This is a genomic window from Sphingomonas sanguinis (assembly GCF_019297835.1).
In the GTDB taxonomy this organism is placed as follows: Bacteria; Pseudomonadota; Alphaproteobacteria; order Sphingomonadales; family Sphingomonadaceae; genus Sphingomonas; species Sphingomonas sanguinis_D.
The window spans coordinates 4,197,505-4,221,900 of record NZ_CP079203.1; the positions used below are offsets into that span (position 1 = coordinate 4,197,505).

General features: G+C 66.7%; 23 protein-coding genes, 1 tRNA gene and 1 pseudogene. 20 read left to right on the forward strand and 5 right to left on the reverse strand.

Annotated elements, in window-relative coordinates; translation table 11 throughout:
• Positions 1 to 13 precede the first annotated feature (13 nt).
• Positions 14 to 880 (forward strand): methyltransferase, encoded by an 867-nt coding sequence (locus KV697_RS19295; protein WP_219019549.1) that lies wholly within the window; start codon positions 14 to 16, stop codon positions 878 to 880.
• A gap of 62 nt (positions 881 to 942) precedes the next feature.
• Positions 943 to 2,568, forward strand: coding sequence for a DUF5597 domain-containing protein (locus tag KV697_RS19300; RefSeq protein ID WP_219019550.1), 1,626 nt, complete (start codon positions 943 to 945; stop codon positions 2,566 to 2,568).
• On the opposite strand, the gene KV697_RS19305 is transcribed toward KV697_RS19300, so the two are convergent.
• From KV697_RS19305 to KV697_RS19315, 3 genes are read right to left on the reverse strand one after another with little or no spacing between them, the layout of a single operon-like run.
• Positions 2,513 to 4,156 carry a sensor histidine kinase gene (locus KV697_RS19305; protein ID WP_257575454.1) on the reverse strand — a complete coding sequence of 548 codons (1,644 nt, stop codon included), beginning with the start codon at positions 4,154 to 4,156 and terminating at the stop codon, positions 2,513 to 2,515. The two genes, KV697_RS19300 and KV697_RS19305, sit on opposite strands and share 56 nt — an antisense overlap.
• Positions 4,135 to 4,842, reverse strand: coding sequence for a response regulator transcription factor (locus tag KV697_RS19310; RefSeq protein ID WP_257575455.1), 708 nt, complete (start codon positions 4,840 to 4,842; stop codon positions 4,135 to 4,137). Before KV697_RS19310 ends, KV697_RS19305 begins: the two co-directional genes overlap by 22 nt.
• Positions 4,843 to 4,853: 11 nt before the next feature.
• Positions 4,854 to 6,353, reverse strand: coding sequence for a DUF4153 domain-containing protein (locus KV697_RS19315; RefSeq protein WP_219019552.1), 1,500 nt, complete (start codon positions 6,351 to 6,353; stop codon positions 4,854 to 4,856).
• A 191-nt stretch (positions 6,354 to 6,544) separates the two neighbouring features.
• On the opposite strand from KV697_RS19315, the gene KV697_RS19320 reads away from it, so the two are divergent.
• From KV697_RS19320 to KV697_RS19345, 6 genes are all read left to right on the forward strand, one after another.
• Complete coding sequence (locus KV697_RS19320; protein ID WP_219019553.1) at positions 6,545 to 8,356, forward strand: DUF885 domain-containing protein; 1,812 nt, start codon at positions 6,545 to 6,547, stop codon at positions 8,354 to 8,356.
• 73 nt (positions 8,357 to 8,429) lie between these two features.
• On the forward strand, positions 8,430 to 9,023 hold the full coding sequence (locus KV697_RS19325; RefSeq protein WP_219019554.1) for a hypothetical protein: 594 nt from the start codon (positions 8,430 to 8,432) through the stop codon (positions 9,021 to 9,023).
• Between the two features lie 155 nt (positions 9,024 to 9,178).
• Positions 9,179 to 9,490 carry a hypothetical protein gene (locus KV697_RS20225; protein ID WP_056439582.1) on the forward strand — a complete coding sequence of 104 codons (312 nt, stop codon included), beginning with the start codon at positions 9,179 to 9,181 and terminating at the stop codon, positions 9,488 to 9,490.
• Positions 9,491 to 9,588: 98 nt separating this feature from the next.
• On the forward strand, positions 9,589 to 10,299 hold the full coding sequence (locus KV697_RS19335; RefSeq protein WP_219019556.1) for a hypothetical protein: 711 nt from the start codon (positions 9,589 to 9,591) through the stop codon (positions 10,297 to 10,299).
• Between the two features lie 121 nt (positions 10,300 to 10,420).
• Positions 10,421 to 12,346: a 1-deoxy-D-xylulose-5-phosphate synthase gene (gene dxs / locus KV697_RS19340; RefSeq protein ID WP_219019557.1), complete on the forward strand. Its 1,926-nt coding sequence runs from the start codon at positions 10,421 to 10,423 to the stop codon at positions 12,344 to 12,346.
• Entirely contained in the window at positions 12,343 to 12,546 is a 204-nt protein-coding gene (locus KV697_RS19345; RefSeq protein WP_219019558.1) for a hypothetical protein, read from the forward strand. The genes dxs and KV697_RS19345 overlap by 4 nt, the downstream gene beginning before the upstream one ends.
• Positions 12,547 to 12,844: 298 nt before the next feature.
• Here the strand turns inward: KV697_RS19345 and KV697_RS19350 are convergent, their stop codons facing one another.
• Positions 12,845 to 13,525 carry an RBBP9/YdeN family alpha/beta hydrolase gene (locus tag KV697_RS19350; RefSeq protein WP_219019559.1) on the reverse strand — a complete coding sequence of 227 codons (681 nt, stop codon included), beginning with the start codon at positions 13,523 to 13,525 and terminating at the stop codon, positions 12,845 to 12,847.
• 137 nt (positions 13,526 to 13,662) lie between these two features.
• Between KV697_RS19350 and KV697_RS19355 the strand changes: the two genes are divergently transcribed.
• From KV697_RS19355 to KV697_RS19375, 5 genes are all read left to right on the forward strand, one after another.
• Positions 13,663 to 14,397: a TlyA family RNA methyltransferase gene (locus KV697_RS19355; protein ID WP_219019560.1), complete on the forward strand. Its 735-nt coding sequence runs from the start codon at positions 13,663 to 13,665 to the stop codon at positions 14,395 to 14,397.
• A 123-nt stretch (positions 14,398 to 14,520) separates the two neighbouring features.
• Positions 14,521 to 15,039, forward strand: coding sequence for a TspO/MBR family protein (locus tag KV697_RS19360; RefSeq protein WP_219019561.1), 519 nt, complete (start codon positions 14,521 to 14,523; stop codon positions 15,037 to 15,039).
• 21 nt (positions 15,040 to 15,060) lie between these two features.
• A complete protein-coding gene (locus tag KV697_RS19365; RefSeq protein WP_219019562.1) occupies positions 15,061 to 15,330 on the forward strand; it encodes an accessory factor UbiK family protein in 270 nt (89 codons plus the stop codon).
• A 138-nt stretch (positions 15,331 to 15,468) separates the two neighbouring features.
• Entirely contained in the window at positions 15,469 to 15,972 is a 504-nt protein-coding gene (locus KV697_RS19370) for a YbjN domain-containing protein (protein WP_219019563.1), read from the forward strand.
• 41 nt (positions 15,973 to 16,013) lie between these two features.
• On the forward strand, positions 16,014 to 16,769 hold the full coding sequence (locus KV697_RS19375; RefSeq protein ID WP_219021523.1) for a pyrroline-5-carboxylate reductase family protein: 756 nt from the start codon (positions 16,014 to 16,016) through the stop codon (positions 16,767 to 16,769).
• A gap of 178 nt (positions 16,770 to 16,947) precedes the next feature.
• On the opposite strand, the gene KV697_RS19380 is transcribed toward KV697_RS19375, so the two are convergent.
• On the reverse strand, positions 16,948 to 17,445 hold the full coding sequence (locus KV697_RS19380; RefSeq protein WP_056439560.1) for a MarR family transcriptional regulator: 498 nt from the start codon (positions 17,443 to 17,445) through the stop codon (positions 16,948 to 16,950).
• Between the two features lie 57 nt (positions 17,446 to 17,502).
• Here KV697_RS19380 and KV697_RS19385 point away from each other — a divergent pair, with 57 nt between their 5' ends.
• From KV697_RS19385 to KV697_RS19415, 7 genes and pseudogenes are all read left to right on the forward strand, one after another.
• Positions 17,503 to 18,600 (forward strand): branched-chain amino acid aminotransferase, encoded by a 1,098-nt coding sequence (locus tag KV697_RS19385; RefSeq protein WP_219019564.1) that lies wholly within the window; start codon positions 17,503 to 17,505, stop codon positions 18,598 to 18,600.
• Positions 18,601 to 18,663: 63 nt separating this feature from the next.
• Positions 18,664 to 18,738 (forward strand) — tRNA-Gln (locus KV697_RS19390).
• A 163-nt stretch (positions 18,739 to 18,901) separates the two neighbouring features.
• A complete protein-coding gene (locus KV697_RS19395) occupies positions 18,902 to 19,783 on the forward strand; it encodes a tyrosine-type recombinase/integrase (protein ID WP_219019565.1) in 882 nt (293 codons plus the stop codon).
• Between the two features lie 85 nt (positions 19,784 to 19,868).
• Positions 19,869 to 20,189, forward strand: a complete 321-nt coding sequence (locus KV697_RS19400; RefSeq protein WP_219019566.1) for a hypothetical protein — start codon at positions 19,869 to 19,871, stop codon at positions 20,187 to 20,189.
• Positions 20,190 to 20,565: 376 nt separating this feature from the next.
• On the forward strand, positions 20,566 to 21,474 hold the full coding sequence (locus KV697_RS19405; RefSeq protein ID WP_219019162.1) for a tyrosine-type recombinase/integrase: 909 nt from the start codon (positions 20,566 to 20,568) through the stop codon (positions 21,472 to 21,474).
• Between the two features lie 6 nt (positions 21,475 to 21,480).
• The gene (locus KV697_RS19410) at positions 21,481 to 22,674 is read left to right on the forward strand and encodes an IS91 family transposase (protein WP_058734536.1); all 1,194 of its coding nucleotides are present in this window, start codon (positions 21,481 to 21,483) and stop codon (positions 22,672 to 22,674) included.
• Positions 22,675 to 23,238: 564 nt separating this feature from the next.
• Positions 23,239 to 24,369 (forward strand): annotated as a pseudogene (locus KV697_RS19415) (IS3 family transposase).
• The last annotated feature ends 27 nt before the right edge of the window (positions 24,370 to 24,396 follow it).

The following is a 24,396-nucleotide window of genomic DNA, read 5'->3' on the forward strand; positions in this document are numbered from 1 at the left end:
GGAATATGATTTCGTGACCGCGACGCCTGCAACTCATGCACGCGTGGTGAGACGGCCGGATCGCCGGACCGCGACCAGCCTACGCGACGTGCTGGGATGGAGCCTGGCTTTCGCCCGCGATCTGCTCGATCCGGCAGTGTCCTGGGCATTGGAGGAGGCCGGGGCGATTCAGCCCATATCGGCCGACCGATGGGAACCGACCTTGCGTGTATCGCGGGTGGGATCGCATCTCTATCTCCACTCCGCCTATCCGACGACGCAGGCGGATGCCGTGTTCCTGGGACCGGACAGCTATCGCTTCGCCCGCTGGATCGCCGAGAATGGGAAGCCCGGTGCGCGGACGGTGATGGACTATGGCGCGGGTGCGGGCGTGGGCGGCGTCTCGGCGGCGAGCGGGCTGGCGGACGCGCGGCTGACGCTGGCCGACATCAATCCCAAGGCGCTGTTCCTGGCGAGCATCAACGCCGAACATGCCGGGATCGCGCATGACACGATTGAAGCGCGCGAGCCGCAGGTGATCGAGCGGACATTCGACCTGATCGTCACCCATCCGCCCTTCATGATCGACGCCGACCGCCGCGCCTATCGCGACGGCGGTGACCTGTATGGCGCGCGGCTGTCGCTCGATTGGGTGGTGCAGGGCACCCGGTTGCTGACGCCGGGCGGGAGGCTGATCCTGCATACCGGCGTGTCGATCGTCGACGGGCGAGACGTGCTGCTGGACGAATTGCGCCGTTGCCTGCCCGAACAGGGGCTGACGATGCGTTATGTCGAGCTGGACCCCGATATCTTCAGCGAAGACCTCGACCAGCCCGGATATGAGCGGGTCGAGCGGATCGCCGCCATCGGCCTGATGATCGAGCGCGACGCCGCCCGTTGATGAACGCTCCCATCCGGTGCACAGAAGGCGCCGGGTAACGAAAAGACCGGAGGGGGGACGTGATGCGGGGAGCGGGATGGGCCGTCTTGGCGCTGGGGCTGGCCAGTCCGCTGGCGGCGCAGACGACCGGCCAAGCGACGGCGGTGCCGCAGATCGTCAGCAAGGGCGGTCGCCACGCCCTGATGGTCGATGGCCGTCCCTTCCTGATGCTGGGCGCGCAGGTCAACAATAGCAGCAACTATGCCGCCGCGCTGCCGCAGGTCTGGCCGGTGCTCGACCGCATCCATGCCAACACGATCGAAATCCCGGTGGCCTGGCAACAGATCGAGCCGGAGGAGGGGCGGTTCGACTTCACCTTCGTCCAGACCTTGCTCGACCAGGCGCGGGCGCACGACAAACGCGTCGTGCTGCTCTGGTTCGCGACGTGGAAGAACACCTCGCCCGGCTATACCCCCGATTGGGTCAAGCTCGACAATCGCCGCTTTCCCCGGATGAAGACGCGCGACGGCAAGGATCATTATGCGCTGACCCCGATGGCGCGCACCACGCTGGAAGCGGACAAGCGCGCCTTTGTCCGGCTGATGACGTACCTGAAGGACCATGATCCGCAGAACACGGTCATCATGGTCCAGCCGGAAAATGAGGTCGGCAGCTATCGCAACCCGCGCGACTATTCGGCGGCGGCGCAGACGCTGTTCGACGGGTCGGTGCCGGTGGCGCTGACCCGCAAACTCGGCAAGCCGCGCGGGAATTGGAAAACGGTCTTCGGGGCGCAGGCGGACCGGGCGTTCAACACCTGGTACACCGCGCGCTACATTGATGAGATCGTCGCGGCGGGCAAGGCGGTGAAGCCGCTGCCCATGTACGTCAACGCGGCGCTGGCCGGGCCATCCAACGTGCCCGATCCCGACGGCGTGGCGAGCGGCGGGCCGCAGCAGGACGTGCTCGACATCTGGAAGGTCGCCGCGCCCTCGATCGATGCCGAAGCGCCCGACATTTACGACCGGGCCAGCGCCAATGTGGTCGCGTACATGAACGCCTATGCCCGGCCCGACAATCCGCTGCTGGTGCCCGAGATCGGCAATGCGCGCGAGTTCGCCCGCTATTTTTACGAAGCGCTGGGGCGCGGCGCGATCGGTTTTGCGCCGTTCGGCATGGATGACACCGGCTTCTTCAACTATCCGCTGGGGGCCAAGGCATTGGACCCGGCGACGCTCGACGCCTTTGCCGGGCCTTATGGCGCGGTCGGTAGCGTGATGCGCGACTGGGCGAAGGCGGCGTTCGAGCATCCGAACTGGGGCACTGCTAAGCCCGACGACGGCAGCGACCGGGAGGCGGTGCTGGGCGACTGGCGCATACGGGCGGAGTTCGGCCAGTGGCAGTTCGGGGAGAAGAGCTGGAGCTGGCTCAAGTCCGAACCTGCGCCCTGGAAGGCCGAGCCGGTGGGCGGCATGGCGGTCGTGCAACTCTCGCGCGACGAATATCTGATGACCGGCGATCATGTCCGCGTCCGCTTCGAGCCTGCGACGCCCGACCTCAAGGCGATGATCGTCCGGGTCGAGGAGGGGCATTTCACCGATGGCCGCTGGGTGATGGACCGGGTGTGGAACGGCGACCAGACCGATTACGGGATCAACCTGATCGACCGCCCGGTCGTGCTAAAGGTCGTGATGGGCCGCTATCGCTGACCAGCAGGGTCAGCCGCATCGCGGTCCCCTGCGTCGCGTCCGCCAGCGTCAGCGTGCCGCCCGATCCCGCGAGCAGCGCGCGTGCGATCGACAGGCCCAGGCCGGTGCCACCGCTCGTCCGGCGTGAGGTGAAGAACGGCTCGAAGATGCGGTCCCGGTCACCGGGCGGGATGCCGCCGCCATTGTCGGCGACGGTGATGGCGATGGGGTCGCCTGCCTTGATACAGACGGTGATCGTATCGGCCCCTGCCTGAACGCCGTTCTCGATCAGGGTGGTCAGCACCGCCTCCAGCGTTTCGGGGGCGATGCGGGCGGGGAGGGCGGGTTCCTCCGCCTCGATGCGGATCACGACGCGGCGGGTGCGGTGCGCGTCGGCGAGCTTGGCGGCGACGGCAACCGCATCGCACGACCGATCCGCCACCGCGACGCTCATATCCGCTCGCGCCAGATCGAGCAGGCGCGAAACGAGCAGCGTCAGCCGCTCCGCATCGGCATCGGCGTTGGCGAGGAAGCGGTCGCGCTCCTCCGCCGACATGACGGACCCGTGATCCTGCAACAGCTCGATCGCGCCGCGAATGCCCGTCAGCGGCGTCTTGAACTCATGGCTGACCGCATGGGCGAAGTTGCGCAGATAGAGCGAGCGCGCCTCGATCGCCTGCGCCATGGCGGCGAAGTCGCGGTAGAGGTCCTGGATTTCGATCGCCGCCGTCGCCGGGATGGCGGGCACCGTGCCGCGTCCGGCGGCGACATCGCGCGCGGCGTCCTGCAACTCCTCGATCGGCCGGGCAATACCGCGCGACAACAGGCCCGACAGCAGGATCAGCATACCCAGGATGGACAGCACGCCAATGACGATCTTGCCCCAGTCTTGATACAGGCCGACGAACAGCGACCGTGCCGATCGCGACAGCAGCAGCACGCCGACCACCCGGCCGTTCACCATTATCGGCCGCGCATAATGGACCCGCGTCGCCGCCGCCCGCGACAACCAGTCGAAGCGATAGATCGCCTCGTACCGCGCATCCCGCCGCAACACGGTGCGCGGTGTGCTGGTCAGCGCGGCGGCGACCTCGGGCAGACCCGCATAGCTTCCCCATCGCGCGGAACCGCTGACGATCCGCCCGTCCCGGTCGAGCAGGATGATCGAGGCGAGTGTCGCTTGCCGCGTGGCGGCCAGAACGGGGGCGAGCCGCTTGGCCGCTTCCCGCGCATCGGCCGTCGGTGGCGGCGCTGGACCGGGGGCAGGGCGTTCGGGCAGGATCGGCGTGGCGCTGAGATCGACCGCCGTGGCGTTCGGACTATAGGGGCTGGGCATCGGAGCCAAGGGTCTCGCCACGCTCCTGCCGGGTGGCGCGTCCGGCCACAGGGCAGCGGCGCTGGCGGCCAGCGCCGCGCCTTGCGCGACCAGTTCCGCCTCGGTCTGGCGGACCAGCGTATTCTCATAGACGCGCAACGCAACCGCACCGACACCCGGCAGAGCCGCGACGAGGAAGAAGCTGGCGAACAGATAGGTGCGTAAGCTCAGTCGCGGCCAATGGCGCTTGGCCCAGGCCTTGAGCGGCGCAATCACGCCGCGCCGCCGGTACACGCCCCCAGCCGATAGCCGATCCCGGCACGCGTCTCGATCACATCGGTCCCGCCATGTTCGGCGAACTTGGCGCGCAGGTTGCGGATATGGCTGTCGATCGTCCGATCAGTCACGGCAAAGCCCGGCCCGTGCAGCCGGTCGATGATTGCGTCGCGGCTGAACACCTTGCCCGGCATCACCGCCAGCGTGCGCAGGATCGAAAATTCGGTGACGGTCAGCGGGATTTTGGCCTCCGCCCAGCGCGCCTGCCATCCCTCGATATCGAGGCTCAGGCAGCCCTGCCGGATCGCCGCGCCCGCGCTTTCGACGCTGGGCGGATGGGCATGGGTGCGGCGCAGGATCGCCATGACCCGCGCCACGACTTCGCGCGGGGAAAAGGGCTTCACGACATAATCGTCCGCGCCGAGTTCGATCCCCAGCACACGGTCGATCTCGTCGTCGCGCGACGACAGGAACAGGATCGGCGTTTCGCTTTGGTTGCGCAGGCGGCGACAGACCTCCAGCCCGTCCATGCGCGGCATGTTGATGTCCAGCACGACGAGGTCGGGACGGTGCACGGCGACCTCGGTAAGGGCGGCCTCGCCATCCGCCGCCTCGATCGTGTCCAGCCCCGCCTTGCCGAGCGCGAAGACGAGCAGTTGGCGGATATTGGGGTCGTCATCGGCGACCAGGATCGTGCGGGGCATGGGGCACAGGATCATGGGCGGCGGCCTTCGTCAACGGGCGGGGGCGGGAAGGGTTCGCCGCCGCACCGGCGCTGCTCGTGCGGTTTGACGTGGGGGCCGATCCGTCCCCGTGCTGCGGCCAGCCGCCGGGCGCCGCGCCAGGTCCAGCTATGCCAGTCGGCCTGTTCGCGGATCAGACGCGCCGCCACCTGATCGATGACATAGCCGGTGCGCTCGCGCAGAACCGGCCCGGCGGCGCGGTGTTCCAGCGCGATCAGCGGCAGCAGGGCCGCCGGCCCCGTGCTTTCCAGATAGCAGAGGTCGATGTCATCGGCGCTGCGGGCATGGGTCACGTTCCAGCTCGCTGAGATCGCGCCCAGATCGCTCGCGCATCCGGCGGTCAGCACCACGGCGGCGGCCAGCGCATTGGCGTTGACCAGCCAGCGCGCCGATAACCCTCGCCACATCCGCCAGAGGATCAGGACCAGCCCCATCGCCACCAGCCCCATCCAGGCCAGCGCCGCGATCCGCCACGGGGTCAGCGAAAAGACCGCGATATAGTCGATCGTCCGCAGGATGCTGGAGGCGACCAGCAGCACATTCTGCCCGACCCATAGTGTGATGAGGCGGCGCAGGGTGCGGTCGTCCTCCGACCCGGTGGCATAGAGCACGAACCCGCCCGCCAGCAGCGCGGTCACGATCAGCGGATAGGCTCCGCGATGCGCATAGTCCGCCAGCGTCACCCCCTGGGGCAGCGGCGCGTCGCTCCACAGAAAGGCGAGGTCGAGGCCGTTCTGCACCGCGAAAATCAGGTTGAACGCCACCAGCGACAGGATCAGCGTCGCGCGTCGCAACCGGGGGAGCAGCGGCGTCGAACTCGAACTTGCCAAGCCGGACGCAAGCATCGTCCCGCGCGGCCGCAGGCTGGACCATATCAGCAGCAGGAAAGGCAGCGAAAACAGCAACCGGCACAGGATGTCCGACAGGTCCGGAAAGCGGATCGCGGCGAAGGCGTTGTCGATCAGCGGATTGGCCTGCGCGAACAAGGCCAGGAATAGCGCACTGCCCGCCACGGGCACGGCCAGCATCGCGGCGACCGCCACCAGCTTCGGCCCGCTCCGCCCGCGCTCGATCCGCGACAGGCGCGCGGCGTCGCGCAAAGGGGCGACCAGGCTGAGGAGTCCGTAGACCACCAGCCGCCCCGCCGCATGGATGGCATCGTCATAGTGGCGCAGCGGCGACAGCGTCGCCATGCCGATCGCGATCAGGAACATCAGGACCTTGAGCGGCCCCGGATCATCGACCAGCATCAGTCCGAACAACGTCGCCACCGCGATGGCCACTCGCGCGGATTTGCTGGCGCGGACGTCCGGTCGGGTCAGCAGCAGGACGATGGTCCAGCCGAGCGCGAAGCCGCCCAGCGTCCAGCCCGGCTCTTGCGCATAGAAGAACAGATGCGCCAGCCCGATCAGCGCGGCGGCGCCGATCAGCTTGCGGCGAAAGGTGAATGGTCCCGATGTTCTGGGTATCATGCCGGTCTCCCTTGATGGGGCCGCTATGGGCGGCGCGGGTCGAGGGGGACCGGGCGGATCGACGTGTTTCGTGCGCGCTATCGGTGCAGAAACGGTGCAGACGCGTTCATCCACGCCATCGGACAAATCGCTTTGCACGCCCGTATCAACGGCTTAGCCTCCCAGTTGACAAGTTCATCATGGGAGTGTTCATGCAGCGTCGTCAGTTCCTCGCCTCCGCCAGCCTGGCTGCGGCCGCCGCCGCCACGCCGTCCTGGGCAAAGACCGGCCAGGGCATGGGCGCGCGAGATGCGGAGCTGCGGGCGATGCTGGACCGCTTCTTCTATGCGCGGCTGGAGGACAGCCCGGAGCAGGCGACCTCGCTCGGTCTCGACACCGGGCCGCGCGCGCATTTGAAGGCGCGGCTCGGCGATGCCTCACGCGCTGGTGAAATGCGCCAGTTCGCCCGCGCGCGGCAGGAGCGCGCCCAGCTCGCCACCATTCCCCGGAGCGCGCTGGGGCAGGGCGCGCGGCTCGATTACGACATCCTCGCTTACGGGCTGGACCGGGTGATTGCGGGCGAACGTTTTTCTTATGGGGCGAGCGCGGGCCGTTATGCGCCTTATGTGCTGAGCCAATTGTCGGGCGCGTATCGCGATGTGCCGGATTTCCTGAACGGCCAGCACCGGATCGCCCACGCCGCCGATGCCGACGCCTATGTCGCGCGGGTGGAGGCGTTCGGCCCGGCGATCGATGCCGAAACCGAGCGGCAGCGTGAAGATGCCGCCAAGGGCGTCTTCGCCCCCGACTATATCCTCGACACCACGCTCAAGCAGTTGGCGGCGGTTCGTGACAAGGCGCCCGAGGCGACCGGCCCGGCGGTCGATATCGCCGCCAAGTTGAAGGCCGCGAACCTGCCCCCCGACCGCGCGCAGGCGGTCGCACGGCTGATGGTCGAGCGGGTCTTCCCGGCGCTCGACCGGCAGCGGGCGTTCGTCACCGAATTGCGGGGCCGGGCGGTGCATGACGCAGGCGTCTGGCGGCTGCCGGACGGCGAGGCCTATTATACCGCCGCCGCTGCTGCAGCGACCACGACCGAGATGACCGGCGACGAGATCCACCGGCTCGGGCTGGCGCAGGTGGCAGAGATCGGTGCGCGGATCGATGGCATATTGAAGGCGCAGGGCATGGCGCAGGGTAGCGTCGGCGAGCGGCTGGTCGCGCTCAACAAGCGGCCGGACCAGCTCTATCCGAATACCGATCAGGGCCGCGAGGCCCTGCTAGAGCAATTGCGGTCGCAGGTCGCGGCGATGACCCGCCGCCTGCCCGAACAATTCGCGGTCCTGCCCAAGGCACCGGTTGAAATCCGCCGCGTGCCGGAGGCGATCCAGGCGGGCGCGCCGGGCGGCTATTATCAGTCCGCCTCGCTCGACGGGTCGCGGCCCGCCATCTACTATATCAACCTGCGCGATACGTTCGACCGGCCGAAATTCGGGCTGGCGACGCTGACCTATCACGAAGCGGTGCCGGGCCATCACCTGCAGGTCATGTCGGCGCTGGAGAGCCAGGACATTCCGCTGATCCGCAGGCGCGGCTTCTATTCGGGCTATTCGGAGGGGTGGGCGCTCTATTCCGAACAGCTCGCCGACGAGATGGGGATGTACGATGGCAATCCGCTGGGCCAGGTCGGCTATCTGCAATCGCTGCTGTTCCGCGCCACGCGCCTCGTCGTCGATTCGGGGATGCATGCTAAGCGCTGGAGCCGGGAGAAGGCGACCGACTATCTGATCGCCACCACCGGCATCGCGCGCGGGCGCAGCCAGGGGGAGATCGACCGTTACACGGTCTGGCCGGGTCAGGCGTGCAGCTACAAGATCGGGCACACCGTCTGGACCCGCCTGCGCGACGAGGCCAAGGCCAAGGCGGGCGCGACATGGGACCCCAAGGCGTTCCACCGCGTCCTGACGCTGGGTGCGATGCCGCTCGACGTGCTGGAGCGCGTGGTGCGCGAGCGGATGGCGTAACGGTCCTCTATTCCTCCGAGGCTTGGCCAATCGTCGTTGGAGCGGATAGGGTCCGTGGCGGAGGAAGATGCCCATGAACCTGTCACGTTCCCTGTCCGTCCTGTCGCTGCTTGGTATGGTTGCGATGCTATCGCCGACCGGGGCGAGCGCTGCCGATAAGGATGCCCTGCCGCGCAAGATCGGTGACTGGACGTTGGCGGTCAGCGAGGATGGCGATGGGTGCTTCCTGACCCGCATCTACGACCGGCCGGGGAGCACGACGTTGCTGCTCGGGCTGGACCGGGACGGATCGAACCATCTGACGGTCCTCAACGCCAACTGGTCGATCAAGCCGAAGGAGCGGCTGGCGCTCGACTTCACGCTGACGGGGGGCAGCTATCCCAGGCATTTCGCGGTCGGGCTGGCCTCGGATGACCAGCAGGGTTTTGTCACCAGCTTCGAAAAGCCGTTCCCGACCTATCTCGCACGGTCGCAGGCGCTGAACATCGCGCGCGGCGATGTGCCGGTCGAGCGGCTGTCGCTGGCGGGTAGCGGAGCGGCGATCGCGGCGCTGCGCGATTGCGTCACCGCGCGACAGGCGAAGCCCGCCAAGGCGACCCGTTCCGATGATGCGATGGACGGTATTCCGCGCGATCCCTTCGCCAAAGGCGCGGCGCGCAAGCGTTGAAAGCTGAACCGCATCTTAACATGATGTGCCTTTGTGCAAATAGTCGCACAGTAACGTTTGGTCGAAAAACCGGCACGGTCGAACAGAAACAGGATTGTCGAACTTTTTCCGCTCGGCTTCGTTGTTGCGGTTGGTTAACGACTGGAAGAACTGTTATGTCGGCTTATGCATCTAAATCCCTTCTCGCCGTGGTAACCTTGGCGGGTGCCGTCAGCCTTGGTGGATGTGCGACGAAATCCTTTGTGCGCGAACAGATCGCCCCGGTAAGCCAGCGCGTCGACTCGCTCGAATCACGGCTCCAGCAGACCGACGGCACGGCCAAGCAGGCCTTGGCGGAGGCGCAGGCCGCATCGGGTCAGGCACAGCAGAACGGCCAGCGGCTCGATCAGCTCGGCGGCCGCGTCGATGGCGTCGAACAGCGCCTGACCGTTCAGGAGCAGAAGCCCGCCCGGCGTCCGCGGCATTGATGCCGACGCGTCCCAGGCAATAGACGATTGTGATCTGCCGTGCCGGTCCTTCCCCTTGCCGGGGAGGGGCCGGCCTTTTCCGTGAGTAAGCTCCCCCGATGAAATTCCTGATGGCGCCGCTGGTCGCGCTGACCTTGCTTCTCCCGGCCGCGGCTCCCGCTAGCCCGCCCAAAGCGACAGCCGCCAAATCGAAATCCAAGGCCAAGGCCAAGGCGAAGGCGAAGCCGAAGGTCGTGGCAGAGGCGCCGCCCCCCGTCATCCCGTCCCCCGCCGCGCAGCGGGTCATCAACTGGGTGATGGGCGATCACGACAATCGCGGCCTGCCCTGGGCGGTCGTCGACAAGGTCAACGCGACGATCTTCCTGTTCGCCCCCGACGGCAAGCCGCTCGCCGCCGAGCCGGTGCTGATCGGCATCATGCCGGGCGATGATGCCAGCCCTGGCGTCGGCACCAAGACGCTGGCCTCGCTCGGCCCCGCCGAAAAGACGACGCCCGCTGGGCGCTATCTCGCCAAGTTCGGCCTTCCGGTCGCGGGGGAGCGGGTGCTGTGGGTCGATTATGCCACCTCGGTCGCGCTTCACCCGATCCCCAAGGATGCGGGGGCGAAGGAAAAGCGCCGCGAACGGATGCTGTCGCCGACGCCGGACGACAATCGCATCACCTTCGGCTGTATCAACGTGCCCCAGGCCTTTTACACCCGGCAACTGCGCCCGACTTTCCGCAAGAAGGGCGGCTATGTCTATATCCTGCCCGATACCAAGACCTTGGAGCAGGTGTTTCCGCGTCTCCACACCCAGGTCGCGGGATAAAGAGGAGAGGCGCCACAATCGTTAGGGATGCGTCTTTTGCAAGCCATTCTGTCCCCGGACAATGACGATCCCGTGAACAGTTGCAATCGACACCATCGATTTGCTGGGATAAGCCGGTCAAATGGCAGACATTCCTCAGACCCCGCTGCTCGACACGGTGCACACCCCCGACGACCTTCGTCGCTTGGCCCCCGAGCAGTTGCGGCAACTCGCCGACGAATTGCGGACCGAGACGATCTCGGCCGTCGGCACCACCGGCGGCCATTTGGGCTCGGGGCTGGGCGTCGTCGAGCTGACCGTCGCCCTCCATTATGTCTTCAACACGCCCGACGACCGGCTGATCTGGGACGTCGGGCACCAATGCTATCCGCACAAGATCCTGACCGGGCGGCGCGAGCGTATCCGCACCATCCGCCAGGGCGGTGGCCTGTCGGGCTTCACCAAGCGGTCGGAAAGCGAATACGACCCGTTCGGCGCGGCGCACAGCTCGACCTCGATCTCGGCGGCGCTTGGCTTTGCGGTCGCCAACAAGCTGGCGGGCACGCCGGGCAAGGGCATCGCCGTGATCGGCGACGGCGCGATGTCGGCGGGCATGGCCTATGAGGCGATGAACAATGCCGAGCAGGCGGGCAATCGCCTGGTCGTCATCCTCAACGACAACGACATGTCGATCGCCCCGCCGGTGGGCGGCCTGTCTGCCTATCTGTCGCGCATGGTGTCGAGCCGGGAGTTCCTGGGCGTGCGCGACGTGCTCAAGAAGCTCGCCAAGCGTTTCCCGCGCCCGATCCAGAAGGCGGCGCAGAGGACCGACGAATTCGCGCGCGGCATGACCATGGGTGGCACGCTGTTCGAAGAATTGGGCTTTTATTATGTCGGCCCGATCGACGGCCACAATCTCGACCATCTGATCCCGGTGCTGGAGAATGTCCGCGACGCCGAGCAGGGGCCGATCCTGATCCATGTCGTCACCAAGAAGGGCAAGGGCTATGCCCCGGCCGAGGCGGCGGCGGACAAATATCACGGCGTACAGAAGTTCGACGTCATCACCGGCGCCCAGGCCAAGGCACCGCCGGGGCCGCCCGCATACCAGAACGTATTCGGCGAGACGCTGGCCAAGGAAGCCGACAGCGATCCGCGCATCTGCGCCATCACGGCGGCGATGCCGTCGGGCACGGGGCTGGACCGCTTCGCGAACGCGCATCCGGAGCGCTTCTTCGACGTCGGCATCGCCGAGCAGCACGCCGTCACCTTTGCCGCAGGGCTCGCGGCGCAGGGGATGCGGCCCTTCTGCGCCATCTATTCGACCTTCCTTCAGCGCGCCTATGACCAGGTGGTCCATGACGTCGCGATCCAGAATCTGCCGGTCCGCTTCGCGATCGACCGCGCTGGTCTGGTCGGCGCGGACGGGGCGACCCATGCGGGGTCGTTCGACGTCACCTATCTGGCCAGCCTGCCCAACATGGTCGTGATGGCGGCCGCCGACGAGGCGGAGCTGGTCCATATGGTCCATACCTGCGTCAACCACGACAGCGGCCCGATCGCGGTCCGCTATCCGCGCGGCAACGGCGTCGGCGTCGCGCTGCCCGAGACGCCGGAACTGCTGGAGATCGGCAAGGGCCGCGTGGTGCGTGAGGGCAAGAAGGTCGCGATCCTCTCGCTCGGCACCCGCCTGGCCGAGGCGTTGCGCGCCGCCGACACGCTGGAGGCCAAGGGGCTGTCGACCTCGGTCGCCGACCTGCGCTTCGCCAAGCCGCTCGACGAGGCGTTGATCCGCCGGATGCTGACTACGCATGAAGTGGCGGTGACGATCGAGGAGAATGCGATCGGCGGTCTGGGCGCGCACGTCCTGACCATGGCGTCGGACGAAGGGCTGATCGACGGCGGCCTCAAGCTGCGCACGATGCGCCTGCCCGACATCTTCCAGGATCAGGACAAGCCCGAGGTGCAATATGCGCAGGCCGGTCTCGACGCCGATGCGATCGTCGAGACGGTGCTGAAGGCGCTGCGCCATAACAGTGCCAACGTCACGGAAGGCGCGCGGGCGTGATCCGTGGCTGGACCGCCGTCATCGTCTTCACGACGCTGGCGGTGGTCATGATGGTCGGGCTGAACGTGCGCATGTGGAGGCGGATGAAGCAGACCACGGCGGCGGCGAAGGCGGAAGCGGAGCGGGAAGCGATCGAGTCCGACCAAACCCCCCAACCCCCGTTCAGCCTGAGCGAAGTCGAAGGCCACGCGCGCACCTAGGCAGAACCTGTTCCCCGGCGAAGGCCGGGGCCCAGTTTCGGCGCAATTGCGATGGCGCGGTGAATCGGCGTGGGAGGCCCTACCCACCGGCCGGTTTGGCCTCCCACTCAATGCCCCTATTCACTCTCGGCCTCACCGAAACTGGACCCCGGCCTTCGCCGGGGAACGAGAGGGAAGAGGTTTTCCCTTGGCCTTCGACTTCGCTCAGGCAGAACGGAGGCTGGGGGGTAATGCCACCCCACCTCCGTTCACGCTGAGCGATGTCGAAGCGCACGCCCCCACATTAATTAATCTGACCTCACCGCCCCAGATAATGAGCCTGCGCCGCGTCGGTCGCGTTTACCGCCAGCACCGCCCGCGCTTCGCTGGGCGACAGGGGCCCGGACGGCGAGGGCCGGTCCATGCCGCTCGCGGCGATCACCCGGCCGAGCAATTCCTGCCCTTCCTGCCACCAGCCCAGGCCGCTGGCGGCGTTGATATGTCCCTGATGCCCCGCATCGACGAAATGGCTGCCCCAGTCGACCGCCAGGCTGTGCGCGCGGTCGATCGAGATCCACGGATCGTCCTGGCTGGCGACGAGGATCGAGGGGAAGGGCAGCGGCGTGCGGGGCGAGGGCGAGAACGCCTTCAGAGCCTCGGGCGCGTCGGCCCGGTCGACATCGGCGGGCGCGACCAGCAGGGCGCCCGCGACCGGCCAGCCATAGGGCTGTGGCGACAATTCCGCCCACCAGGCGACCGCCAGACAGCCCAGCGAATGTGCCGCCAGGATCACCGGCGCCTGCGCCTGCCGGATCGCCTGGTCCAGCCGCGTGACCCAGGCATTGCGATGCGGGGTCGACCACATGCCCAGTTCGACGCGGATCGTATCGGGCCGCGCCTCTTCCCATAGGGACTGCCAGTGCGAGCGGCCCGAGCCGCCGAGACCGGGAACGGTGAGGACCGTAGGCTTGCGGGCCTCATAGGATGCGAACGAACCCATATGGCATCTCCTCGATAGGGCCGGGTCGACTCCCGATCCTGCCGAAGAACATATTCCTACCAATCTAATAGGCAATAGGCGATGCGCCCGGCGGATGACGGCTTGCGACGGGCCGAGGCGGCTTGTAGGGGCGGGCGATGGCCAAGCAGCGTGTCGACCAGATGCTCGTGGATCGCGGACTCGTGGAATCCCGGTCCCGCGCGCAGGCGCTGGTGATGGCGGGCCTCGTCTTTTCGGGCGAGACGAAGATCGCCAAGCCCGGCCAGCAGCTGGCCGAGGACGCCGTGCTCGACGTGCGCGGGCGCGATCACCCCTGGGTGTCGCGCGGCGGGATCAAGCTCGCGCATGGGCTGGAGCATTTCGGCTGGGACGTGACCGACGCGGTCGCGATCGATGTCGGCAGCTCGACCGGCGGCTTTACCGACGTGCTGCTGCAAAAGGGCGCGGCGAAGGTCTATGCGGTCGACAGCGGCACCAACCAGCTGGCGTGGTCGCTCCGCCAGGACCCGCGCGTCATCGTCCATGAACAGACCAGCGCCCGCATCCTGACCGAGGCGCATATTCCCGAACCGGTCGATATCATCGTGTGTGACGCCAGCTTCATCGGGCTGGCCAAGGTGCTGGAACGGCCGTTGAGCTTCGCTAAGTCCGGCGCACGCTTGCTCGCACTGATCAAGCCGCAGTTCGAGGCGGGGCGTGAAGAGGTCGGCAAGGGCGGGGTGGTCCGCGATCCGGCGGTCCACCAGCGGGTCTGCGATCAAGTCGTCGCGTGGCTGACCGACAGCGGCTGGCAGGTGGCGGGCGTGACACAAAGTCCGATCACCGGACCCGAGGGGAATATCGAGTTTTTGGTGGCCGCATCCCGAAATTGAACGGGTGGGGACCGAACGGCGTTGACCTTTCCGTTTACTGTGCCCCGACCCTGGGGCAGATCGACGGGCATCATGGCGAAAGAGGAACGAGTGGGCACGATCGCGTCTAAGGGGCAGTTGCGCATGTCATTCCTGCGCTGGGCGGTCGTGATCGTTCCGCTGATCCTGTTGCTCGGCTTCGCGTCGGGGCGGGTGGTGCCGTCGGGGAGCGAGAATAGCTGGTACGTCGCGCTGACCAAGCCCGAACTGAACCCGCCGGGCTGGGTGTTTCCAGTCGTGTGGTCCACGCTCTACGTCCTGATCGGCCTGGCGTTGGCGATGATCGTCCATGCGCGCGGGGCCAGGGGGCGCGGGGTCGCGATCGGCCTGTTCGCTGTCCAGTTCCTGCTCAACCTGTCCTGGACGCCGCTGTTCTTCGGTGGGCACAAGGTGCAGCTGGCGCTGTTCGTCATCATCGTCATCCTGCTCCTGGCGATCGCCACCACGGTCGCCTTCTCGCGCATTCGCAAGGGCGCGGCGTGGCTAATGGTGCCCTATCTGGTGTGGCTGTCCTTTGCAGGCGTGCTCAACTGGCGGATCGACCAGCTCAATCCCGATGCGGAAAGGCTTGTGCCGGGGGCGCAGACCTCCCAAATGCTGTGAAACGACTTTTGGGAATTTGATATGCAGGCCGACAACAAGCTGTTCGACGATTTCGCCAAGGTGATGAACGGCCTGGCAGGCACCGTGGCGGGCATGGGTCGTGAGGCCGAGGCGAGCGCCCGGTCGCGCGCACGCGAATGGATCGGCGGGCTGGACTTCGTCAGCCGCGAAGAGTTCGAGGTCGCCAAGGCGATGGCCGTCGCCGCTCGGGACGAGGCAGATGCGCTGAAGGCGCGTCTGGATGCGCTGGAAGCGCGCCTCAACGGTACGACGACCGGGGCGCAATCCTGACCGACCTGATATCTGAACGGAGCCTGTCCGGCCCGCCCGGCCGGACAGCTATCCACAGATTTCGGCATCGGATGGCTTGCGGCCTGCCCCCGCGCAGTGCAACCTGCGCTGGTCTGGGTTTGTTCGCAAAGGCCTGTGATGCTTGAATCGACCGATCATGAAGCCGAAGAATCGGCCCCCATCGACATGCTGGAGGCCTATTTCGCCGCGCATGGATGGGAACATGAGCGCCACGACGAGGAAATCGTCGCGACGGTCAAGGGCAGCTGGGCCAGCTACGAACTCCGCGCGCTCTGGCGCGACGACGACAGCGTCCTGCAATTCCTGGCTTTTCCCGACATCAAGGTGACGGAAGACCGCCGGTCCAGCATCTATGAGGCGCTGGCGCTGGTCAACGAACAGCTGTGGATCGGCCATTTCGAGCTGTGGTCGAACAGCGGCATTCTTCTCTATCGTCATGCCGCGATGGTCGATGGCGGCGAGGACGGCACCATCTCGCTCTCCGCGACCGAATTGCTGGTCGAATCGGCGATCGAGGAGTGCGAGCGCTTCTATCCCGTCTTTCAGTTCGTCCTGTGGGGCGGCAAGACCCCGCGCGAGGCGCTGGCCGCGGCGCTGATCGAAACCCAGGGCGAAGCGTGAGTTTTCCGTCCGGGCCGATCTGGCTGATCGGGTGCGGCAACATGGCGGGGGCGATGCTCCGCCGCTGGCTGGCCGAAGGGCTGGACCCCGCGCAAGTCACCGTCATCACCCGCAGTGGCACGCGCGCGCCCGAGGGCGTCCGCTCGCTGACCACGCTGCCGGTCGATGAGACGCCTGCGATCCTGATGCTGGGGTTCAAGCCGCAGCAACTGGGCGGCATCGCCCCGGCGCTGGCGCATCTGAACCCCGCGATCCTGCTGTCGATCCTGGCCGGAGTCGAGGAACAGACGCTCGCCAGCCATATTCCGGCGGGCGCGGTGGTGCGGATGATGCCCAACCTGCCGGTCGCGATCGGGCAGGGGGTGACGGCGCTCTACACCCGCTCCACCGACCCGGTCGTGCGTGAGACCGCCGAGGCATTGGCCCGGCCGCTGGGTCTGGCCCCCTGGGTGGAGGACGAAGCGCGGTTCGACGCGGTCACCGCGCTGGCGGGATGCGGGCCTGCCTTCGTGTTCCGCTTCATCGACGCGCTGGCGCAGGCCGGGATGGGGCTGGGCCTGTCCCCCGAATTGGCGCAGCAACTGGCATTGGCCACCGTCGACGGGGCAGGGGCCATGGCGATCGCAGCAGACGCCCCGCCCGCTGTGCTGGCGGATCGTGTGGCCAGCCCGGGTGGTTCGACCCGCGAGGGGCTGAACGTCCTGGACGCGGATGATGCGCTCAAGCGGTTGATGGCCGAAACGCTGACCGCTTCGGAACGCCGCAATCGCGAAATGGCCGCCGCCGCGCGACGGTGACATCGGTCGTAGAGACAGGTAGGCTGCATATTCCTCCCCTGTAAGGGGAGGGGGACCATGCGCAGCATGGTGGAGGGGTGTCGCCCTCTCGGTAGCTGGACACCCCTCCGTCAGGCTACGCCTGCCACCTCCCCTTACAGGGGAGGAAAGTACGGGAATTTATCTGGGCGAACAAACGTCAGCCGTCGTTGGACCGCAAATCCTCGATCCGGGCGCGCTCATTCTCGGGGATGAACCCCTCCAGCACGGTCCAGAACCCCGTCACCGCCTGCTGCCCCGCCCGCGCATAGGCCTTGGACAGCTTTTCGCGCAGCGCGTCGAACAACTCGGCCTCCATCGCCGCGCCCGTGGGCGTTAGTCGGAGCAGCCTTTGCCGACGGTCGCGATCGCCGGGCCGCGTCTCGATGAGGTCACGGCTCGCCAGTTCGTTGAGCACGCGGCCCAGCGATTGCTTGGTGATCGCCAGCAGCGACAACAGCTCGCTGACCGTCATGTCGGGCTTGCGCGCCATGAAATAAAGGGCGCGGTGATGGGCACGGCCCAACCCCTGCGCGGCAAGACCGCGATCGATCGAGCGCACGAGATGGCTATTGCCGAAATACAGCAATTCCATACCCCTGCGGAGTTCTGGTTCGCGGAGAAACTGTGCCGATGCGGACTGGTTAGAGGCAGCCATGTTGACCCGTCTACTCACACGCCCTAGGCCACGGCAACCCAAAACAGAGAGATGACCATGGAAGCGCCCCAAGCCCTTACGTTTCGTTTCGATCCGTCCGCGACTCCCGTCGCGGCGAGCGAGCGGGCGGCGCGTCTGGTAGATCCAGGCTTCGGGCGTGTGTTCACCGATCACATGGCGCTGATCCGCTATAGTGACGACAAGGGCTGGCATGACGCGCAGATCACCGCCCGCGCGCCGCTTCAGGTCGATCCGGCCGCTTCGGTCCTGCACTATGCGCAGGAAATCTTCGAGGGCATGAAGGCCTATCGCCTGGCCGATGGCGGCACCGCGCTGTTCCGGCCCGAGGCGAATGCCCGCCGCTTCCAGGATTCGGCGCGGCGCATGGCGATGCCCGAGCTGCCCGAGACGCTGTTCCTGGAGTCCGTCGAGCGGCTGGTCGAGATCGAGCGCAACTGGATCCCCGAACAGGATGGCGGCGCGCTGTACCTCCGCCCCTTCATGTTCGCCAGCGAGGTGTTCCTGGGCGTGAAGCCCTCGGCAGAATATCTCTACATGGTCATCGCCTCGTCGGTGGGCGCGTACTTCAAGGGCGGTGCGCCCGCCGTGTCGATCTGGGTGAGCCAGGGCTATACCCGCGCGGCCCCCGGCGGGACCGGCGCGGCCAAGTGCGGCGGCAACTATGCCGCCAGCCTGCTCGCGCAGAAGGAAGCGATCGCCAATGGTTGCGACCAGGTGGTCTTCCTCGACGCGGTCGAGCGCCGCTGGGTCGAGGAGCTTGGCGGCATGAACGTCTTCTTCGTGTTCGACGACGGCAGCCTCGTGACCCCGCCGCTGACCGGCACGATCCTGCCCGGCATCACCCGCGATTCGATCCTGACCATCGCGCGGGCGCAAGGACTGACCGTGCGCGAGGAACCCTATGCCATCGACCAGTGGCGCGCCGATGCCGCCAGCGGCCGCCTGGTCGAGGCCTTCGCCTGCGGCACCGCCGCCGTCGTCACCCCGATCGGCAGCGTCGCGGAACCCGCGGGCCGCTTCACCATCGGCACCGGCGGCCCCGGCCAGCTGACCACCACCTTGCGCGAGCAGTTGGTCGCGATCCAACGCGGCCAGGCCCCCGACCCCCATGGCTGGATGCGCCGCCTGGGCTGATAATTTCAAGCCGATAAGGGCTTTTCAAGAGCGGCGCGCCCGGTATAAGGCGCGCCTCTCCACTGGGGCGTCGCCAAGCGGTAAGGCAACGGTTTTTGGTACCGTCATACGCAGGTTCGAATCCTGCCGCCCCAGCCAGCAGAATCACTCGATTCGGCTGTAAAGTGAATACCTTGAGCGCGGTTCAGCAAAACTTGGATGCGGACGGATGCGGCCTGAAATGGCCTCATGCGGACGCGTATTGTGCCCGATTTGTGCCCGCGTTTTTGTGTCGCTTCGCAGCCCGTGAGGGATTCGAAACGTGGCATCGAGACAGCCTTTCACCCCGGCCAGCCTGGACAATCTGAGGTCCGGCTCGCTCACCGATCCGCAGACGCCCGGCCTCATCATCGAGGTCGGTGCCCGCGGTAAGAAGACCTGGAAGTATCGCCGTCGCCTCCCGGATCAGGATGTGACGGTGAAGATGACGCTGGGCAGCTATCCTGCGTACCGGATCGGCGATGCCCGCGAATGGGCGCGGGAACTTAATAGTGACGTCGAGACCGGCATCGACCCGCGCGAGGCGCTTCGCGAGGCGGCGGCACGGGCGGAGATGACCGTCGCCCGCGCGCACGCCCTCTATATGACGGCCGCGCGGGAAGGGCGCGCGTCGCGGGCCAAGCGCCTGAACAAGCCGCGCACGATCAAGGACAAGCAGGACATCTACGATCGCGATATCGCACCCACATTGGGTGCGAAGATCATCTACGAAGTGACCGAGAAAGACCTGATCAAACTGGTCTCGAAGAAGGGCGAAACCGCCAAGGTCCGGGCAAACCGGCTGGCCGCCGAACTGAAGGTCTTCTTCGGCTGGGCGGCGGGCTTGCGCGGACTGGTCGTCGGCCTGGAAAACGACCCGTCCCGGCGGCTGGGTGATCTGAAGTTCGTTGAAACACGTCGGACGCGAAAGCTCGACCTCGATGAGATCCGCTGGTTCCTGCAGGCCGTCGCGCCGGAGAAACGCGACTTCCGGCGTGGCCTGATCCTGTCCCTCCTGACCGCAACGAGGATCAGCGAACTGGTCAAGGCTCGTAGCTCCGAGATCGAGAATGGCGTGTGGACGATCCCCGCCGCCCGATCCAAGAACTCGACCGCGCATGCCATCGCCCTGGGGCCGTTGGGGGCAGCGGCTATTTGCGAGTAATCACGAGTGGGTTTTTCCCGCCGAGAGGGTGGAAGGGCCGCGTACCACCGGCTGGTACAAGGCCAGGGATCGCGTGCTGGCCCGAATGGAGAAGATCGCCGACAGGCCCGTTGATCGCTTTTGCCCGCACGATTTTCGACGAACGGCGCGGAGCAACACCAAGCGGCTGAAGGTCGACTTCGAGACGGCCGAAGCGATGCTGAACCACCTGAAGGTTGGAATGGAACGGATTTACGATGGATATGAGCTCGAAGAGGAAAAGGCAGCCTGGTTCCTCAAGTGGGAGCGTGAGATCATCCAGTTAGCGGAGAAGGCGGGGGTGGCAGCTGAACTCGAAGTCCCGGTTCAGCCGAAGCGAGCCGTAAAGGCACCTTCCGGGCAACGCCGTTGTACGCGACGATCGTAGGCTGCGTGAGAGCGGTCAGAGGAAGCCGGAGGTTTGAGAGTCTCCTCCGCGTGACAGTAATTGGGTATTGCGACCGCGGCAGGTGTCGACCAGACCCGGTCGTTCGCGTTCACTCCGGCGAACGTCTGGTCCCGGCAGTAGCTGCCGTTCGCCCTGATGAAGGCCAGCGACCGAAACATGCCGAATGGGCGACCGTCTGCACCGCATTCAAATCCTGGGCCGCGACCCAGCACGTCGGAACTCTGGTGGGAGCACGAACCCGCTGCGCGGGAGGGGCGTGCGGGGCATGGTTGAGGTGATACAACGGGCGTTGCGCGCCGGTTGAGCCCTGCGGGCGAGAGGCAGAGCATCGGGGTTCCACGAAAGGAGCCCTGCCATGACCATTATTGCCCCGGTTGTTGCCGTCAGCCCGCTACGCCAGCGTCTCATCGACGAGATGGATATGCGCCGTTTCGGTCACGAGACGCAGCGTAACTACATCCGCGATGTCGGCCGGTTCGCCACGTTCCTCGGGCGCCCGCCGGACACGGCAACGGCGGAGGATGTCCGGCGCTTCCAGATCGAGCAATGTGACCTGGGCGTGCCGGCACCGACCATGAACGCCATCGTGTCGGCGCTGCGGTTCTTCTTCACGCAGACGCTCGACCGGCCGGACCTGGCGCGCAAGCTGGTCCGCATGCGGCACGTGCGCAAGCTGCCGGTGGTGCTGAGCCAGGACGAGGTGGCGCGGCTGCTCGCGGCGACCACGTGCCTGAAGCATCAGGCGGCGTTGTCCGTCGCCTATGGCGCGGGGTTGCGCGCGTCCGAGATCGCCGCGCTCAAGGTCCGCGACATCGACAGCGAGCGCATGCTGCTCCGGGTCGAGCGCGGCAAGGGCGGACGGTACCGGAACGCCATGCTCCCGGCCGGGCTGCTGGCGTTGCTGCGGGAATGGTGGCGGGTCGGTCGGCGGGAGGGTGTGTTGCACGTCGATGGCTGGCTGTTCCCCGGCCAGCACTATCTCAAGCCAGTCAGCACCCGGCAGTTGCACCGTATCGTCGTCGAGGCGAGCGTGGCGGCGGGCATCGGCAAGCGGGTTGGGCCGCACACGCTGCGGCACTGCTTCGCCACGCATCTTCTCGAGGATGGTATCGACGTCCGCATCATCCAGACGCTGCTGGGGCACGCGAAGCTGGAGACCACCGCCTATTACACGCAGGTCGCCACCCGGGTGTTGCGCAACGTCACCAGCCCATTCGACCGGCTGGCGGCAACCGCCAGAGAAGCAAGGGCGTCGAGCGGCTGAGCGGGCATGCGCGCCTCCATCGAGGTCGCCGACATCTTCCGTGCCGCAGGTCCTGCGTACCGGGCTGCCCGCGCCGGGCATCTGAGCCTCGACCAGCTCAAGGTCATGTCGGCCATCGAACATTGCCGCACCGCCGTCATGGGCGGGCACGTCGAAGCCTGTACCGACTGCGGGCACTGGCGGGTTGCCTATAACTCCTGCCGCAACCGGCACTGCCCGCGATGCCAGGGCGCGGCCGCGCGGACGTGGCTTGCCGAGCGCGAAGCCGACCTGCTGCCGGTCGGCTATTTCCATGTCGTCTTCACGCTGCCGGCCGAGGTCGCCGACATTGCGCTCCAGAACAAGGCGGCGGTCTATGGGCTGCTGTTCCAGGCGGCGTCCGGGACGATGACGACCATCGCTGCGGACCCGAAGCATCTGGGTGCCCGTATCGGCATCACCGCGGTGCTCCATACGTGGGGCTCGGCGATGACCCATCATCCGCACATCCACATGATTGTGCCGGGTGGCGGGCTGTCGCCGGACGGCAGCCGCTGGGTGTCGTCACGCCCGGCGTTTCTGCTGCCGGTGCGCGTGCTGGGAAAGCTCTTCCGCCGCCTGTTCCTGACCCGGCTGATGGCCCTGCACGACGCCGGGCGGCTCGCCTTCCATGGCAGCCTCGCGCACCTCGCCGACCGGCGGGCGTTCCTGCGCCACATGGCACCGATCCGGAAGAAGCGCTGGGTGGTCTACGCCAAGCCGCCGTTTGCCGGACCGGAGACGGTGCTCGCCTATCTGTCGCGCTACACCCACCGCGTTGCGATCTCGAACAGTCGGCTGCTGCGCTTAGACGAGACCGGCGTCACCTTCCGCTACAAGGATTACCGCCGGGGTGGTGCTGAACGACAGCAGGTCATGACGCTGGCCGCCGAGGAGTTCATCCGTCGGTTCCTGCTCCACGTCCTGCCCAAGGGCTTCCACCGCATCCGCCACTACGGCCTGCTCGCCGGCGCCACCCGCAAGGCGCATCTCGAACGTGCCCGCGAACTGCTTGGGGTTGTGCAGCCTGTCGCGCCCGATGCTCCGGTCGAACCGGACGACATCCGACCGCCATGCCCGTGTTGCGGCGGGCGTATGGTCGTCGTCGAAACCTTCGAGCGCCAATGCCAGCCCCGCGCTCCGCCGGCCCATGCTCTTCTATCCGGGATGCAGGCGTCGTGACCCGGCACGGCCCGAGAGCAACATACCCCGCAGCGCCGGTGCTCGCGGAGACGGTGCCATCCGCGCCGACCGCCGCCAGAGCGCTGGCCACGTCGACTGTTACCGGGCTGTCCCCGCCGGTGAACCCATCCTGCTCACCCGATTCCGGACGGTCCACCTTCAGGGGCGCGTCCACATATGCCGTGTTGCTGCGCACCCCAGCAGGCCGGAAACCGAAAACCCCATAGCGCACCGCTTGCGGCCCGCGGGTTCGGGCTTCCAAGACTTTCGTACGCCTGCCGGCATCCGAAACTCTTCAGGGAAGCGGCCCGTCCGGTTCCGGACGTGCACACCGCGAAATCAGACGTTCGTTGACCGGACAGGCAGCGACCGCTTTGCGCCCTAATTCCGGTCATCTAAGTCTGTCCGCTGAGCACCCGAAAGCGGATATCCGTTTCGTGCCGGCGCAACGGCTATAGCGTTGGCCGTGTACATTGAAGAGGAGCTGACGTCCTCCCTGTTTTTTCATCCAAGCTGGGTGAGAGTTTTCCGGCCCTTTGAAGCCTGTGGGCAAGGAGCTGGGACATGAAGAAGTCGAGGTACACGGAAGAGCAGATCGCCTTTGCGCTGAAGCAAGCGGAGCCGGGCACGCCGGTGGCGGAGGTCATCCGCCGTATGGGCGTATCGGAGCAGACCTTCTATCGCTGGAAGAAGGTGTATGGCGGGCTGGGCGTCGGCGAGCTGCGGCGGGTGAAGCAGCTCGAGGACGAGAACCGCAAGCTGAAGCAGCTCGTCGCGGATCTGAGCCTGGACAAGCATATTCTGCAGAATGTCCTGGCAAAAAAGCTCTGACGCCTGGGCGACGGCGCGAGATCGTCGCGCACGTCCAGGCGTCCCACGGCGTCAGCGAGCGGCGCAGTTGCCTCGCGCTCGGGGTCGACCGCTCATCGGTGCGCTACGTGTCGCATAAGCCTGACCAGGCGCCGCTGCGGCTGCGCATCCACGATCTGGCGGCAGCACGGGTGCGCTATGGCTTTTTCCGGATCTACATCCTGCTACGCAGGGAGGGCTGGCTGGTGAACCATAAGCGGGTTTACCGGCTCTACCGGGAGGACGGGTTGAGCCTTCGGCTCAAGCGCCCCCGTCGAGGGCGTCAGCGCGGCGAACCGCGAACGCCAGCCTGCGGCCTCGGCGCCCAACGAGATGTGGTCGATGGACTTTGTCTCGGATGCCTTGTTCGATGGCCGGCGGCTGCGGGCACTGACGGTGGTCGATGCGTTCACCCGCGAGGCGCTGGCGATCGACGTCGATCAGGGCATCAAGGGCGACCAGGTTGTCGCGGCGGTGACGCGGATCGCGTCAGTACGTGGTGCGCCGAAGACCATTCGGGTCGACAACGGCCCGGAGTTCATCCCGAAGGCGCTCGACCGATGGGCGTATGAGAACGGCGTCACGCTTGATTTCTCGCGGCCGGGCAAACCGACCGACAACGCCTTCGTCGAGAGCTTCAACGGCCGGCTTCGCGACGAGTGCCTGAACAGCCACTGGTTCCTGTCGCTGGCGGAAGCTCGTGCCAAGATCGAGGTCTGGCGCCGGGACTATAACGATAGCCGTCCTCACACGGCGCTTGGCTGGCTCACGCCAGCCGAATATGCTGCATCCGTCGGGGTTAACCCCGACGGATGCAAACCGGAAACTCGCATCATGCCCGGATGAAAAACAGGGGGACCGTCAAACACCGGT

Bases quoted from the DNA above. Each gene is read 5' to 3' on its own strand.
- KV697_RS19355 (WP_219019560.1), top strand. From the start codon at position 13,663: ATGGCCAAGCAGCGTGTCGACCAGATGCTCGTGGATCGCGGACTCGTG.
- KV697_RS19300 (WP_219019550.1), top strand. From the start codon at position 943: ATGCGGGGAGCGGGATGGGCCGTCTTGGCGCTGGGGCTGGCCAGTCCG.
- KV697_RS19410 (WP_058734536.1), top strand. From the start codon at position 21,481: ATGCGCGCCTCCATCGAGGTCGCCGACATCTTCCGTGCCGCAGGTCCT.
- KV697_RS19315 (WP_219019552.1), bottom strand. From the start codon at position 6,353: ATGATACCCAGAACATCGGGACCATTCACCTTTCGCCGCAAGCTGATC.
- dxs (WP_219019557.1), top strand. From the start codon at position 10,421: ATGGCAGACATTCCTCAGACCCCGCTGCTCGACACGGTGCACACCCCC.
- KV697_RS19375 (WP_219021523.1), top strand. From the start codon at position 16,014: ATGGCGGGGGCGATGCTCCGCCGCTGGCTGGCCGAAGGGCTGGACCCC.
- KV697_RS19380 (WP_056439560.1), bottom strand. From the start codon at position 17,445: ATGGCTGCCTCTAACCAGTCCGCATCGGCACAGTTTCTCCGCGAACCA.
- KV697_RS20225 (WP_056439582.1), top strand. From the start codon at position 9,179: ATGTCGGCTTATGCATCTAAATCCCTTCTCGCCGTGGTAACCTTGGCG.
- KV697_RS19320 (WP_219019553.1), top strand. From the start codon at position 6,545: ATGCAGCGTCGTCAGTTCCTCGCCTCCGCCAGCCTGGCTGCGGCCGCC.
- KV697_RS19365 (WP_219019562.1), top strand. From the start codon at position 15,061: ATGCAGGCCGACAACAAGCTGTTCGACGATTTCGCCAAGGTGATGAAC.
- KV697_RS19335 (WP_219019556.1), top strand. From the start codon at position 9,589: ATGAAATTCCTGATGGCGCCGCTGGTCGCGCTGACCTTGCTTCTCCCG.
- KV697_RS19385 (WP_219019564.1), top strand. From the start codon at position 17,503: ATGGAAGCGCCCCAAGCCCTTACGTTTCGTTTCGATCCGTCCGCGACT.
- KV697_RS19370 (WP_219019563.1), top strand. From the start codon at position 15,469: ATGCTTGAATCGACCGATCATGAAGCCGAAGAATCGGCCCCCATCGAC.
- KV697_RS19400 (WP_219019566.1), top strand. From the start codon at position 19,869: ATGGAGAAGATCGCCGACAGGCCCGTTGATCGCTTTTGCCCGCACGAT.
- KV697_RS19405 (WP_219019162.1), top strand. From the start codon at position 20,566: ATGACCATTATTGCCCCGGTTGTTGCCGTCAGCCCGCTACGCCAGCGT.
- KV697_RS19310 (WP_257575455.1), bottom strand. From the start codon at position 4,842: ATGCCCCGCACGATCCTGGTCGCCGATGACGACCCCAATATCCGCCAA.
- KV697_RS19360 (WP_219019561.1), top strand. From the start codon at position 14,521: ATGTCATTCCTGCGCTGGGCGGTCGTGATCGTTCCGCTGATCCTGTTG.
- KV697_RS19350 (WP_219019559.1), bottom strand. From the start codon at position 13,525: ATGGGTTCGTTCGCATCCTATGAGGCCCGCAAGCCTACGGTCCTCACC.
- KV697_RS19325 (WP_219019554.1), top strand. From the start codon at position 8,430: ATGAACCTGTCACGTTCCCTGTCCGTCCTGTCGCTGCTTGGTATGGTT.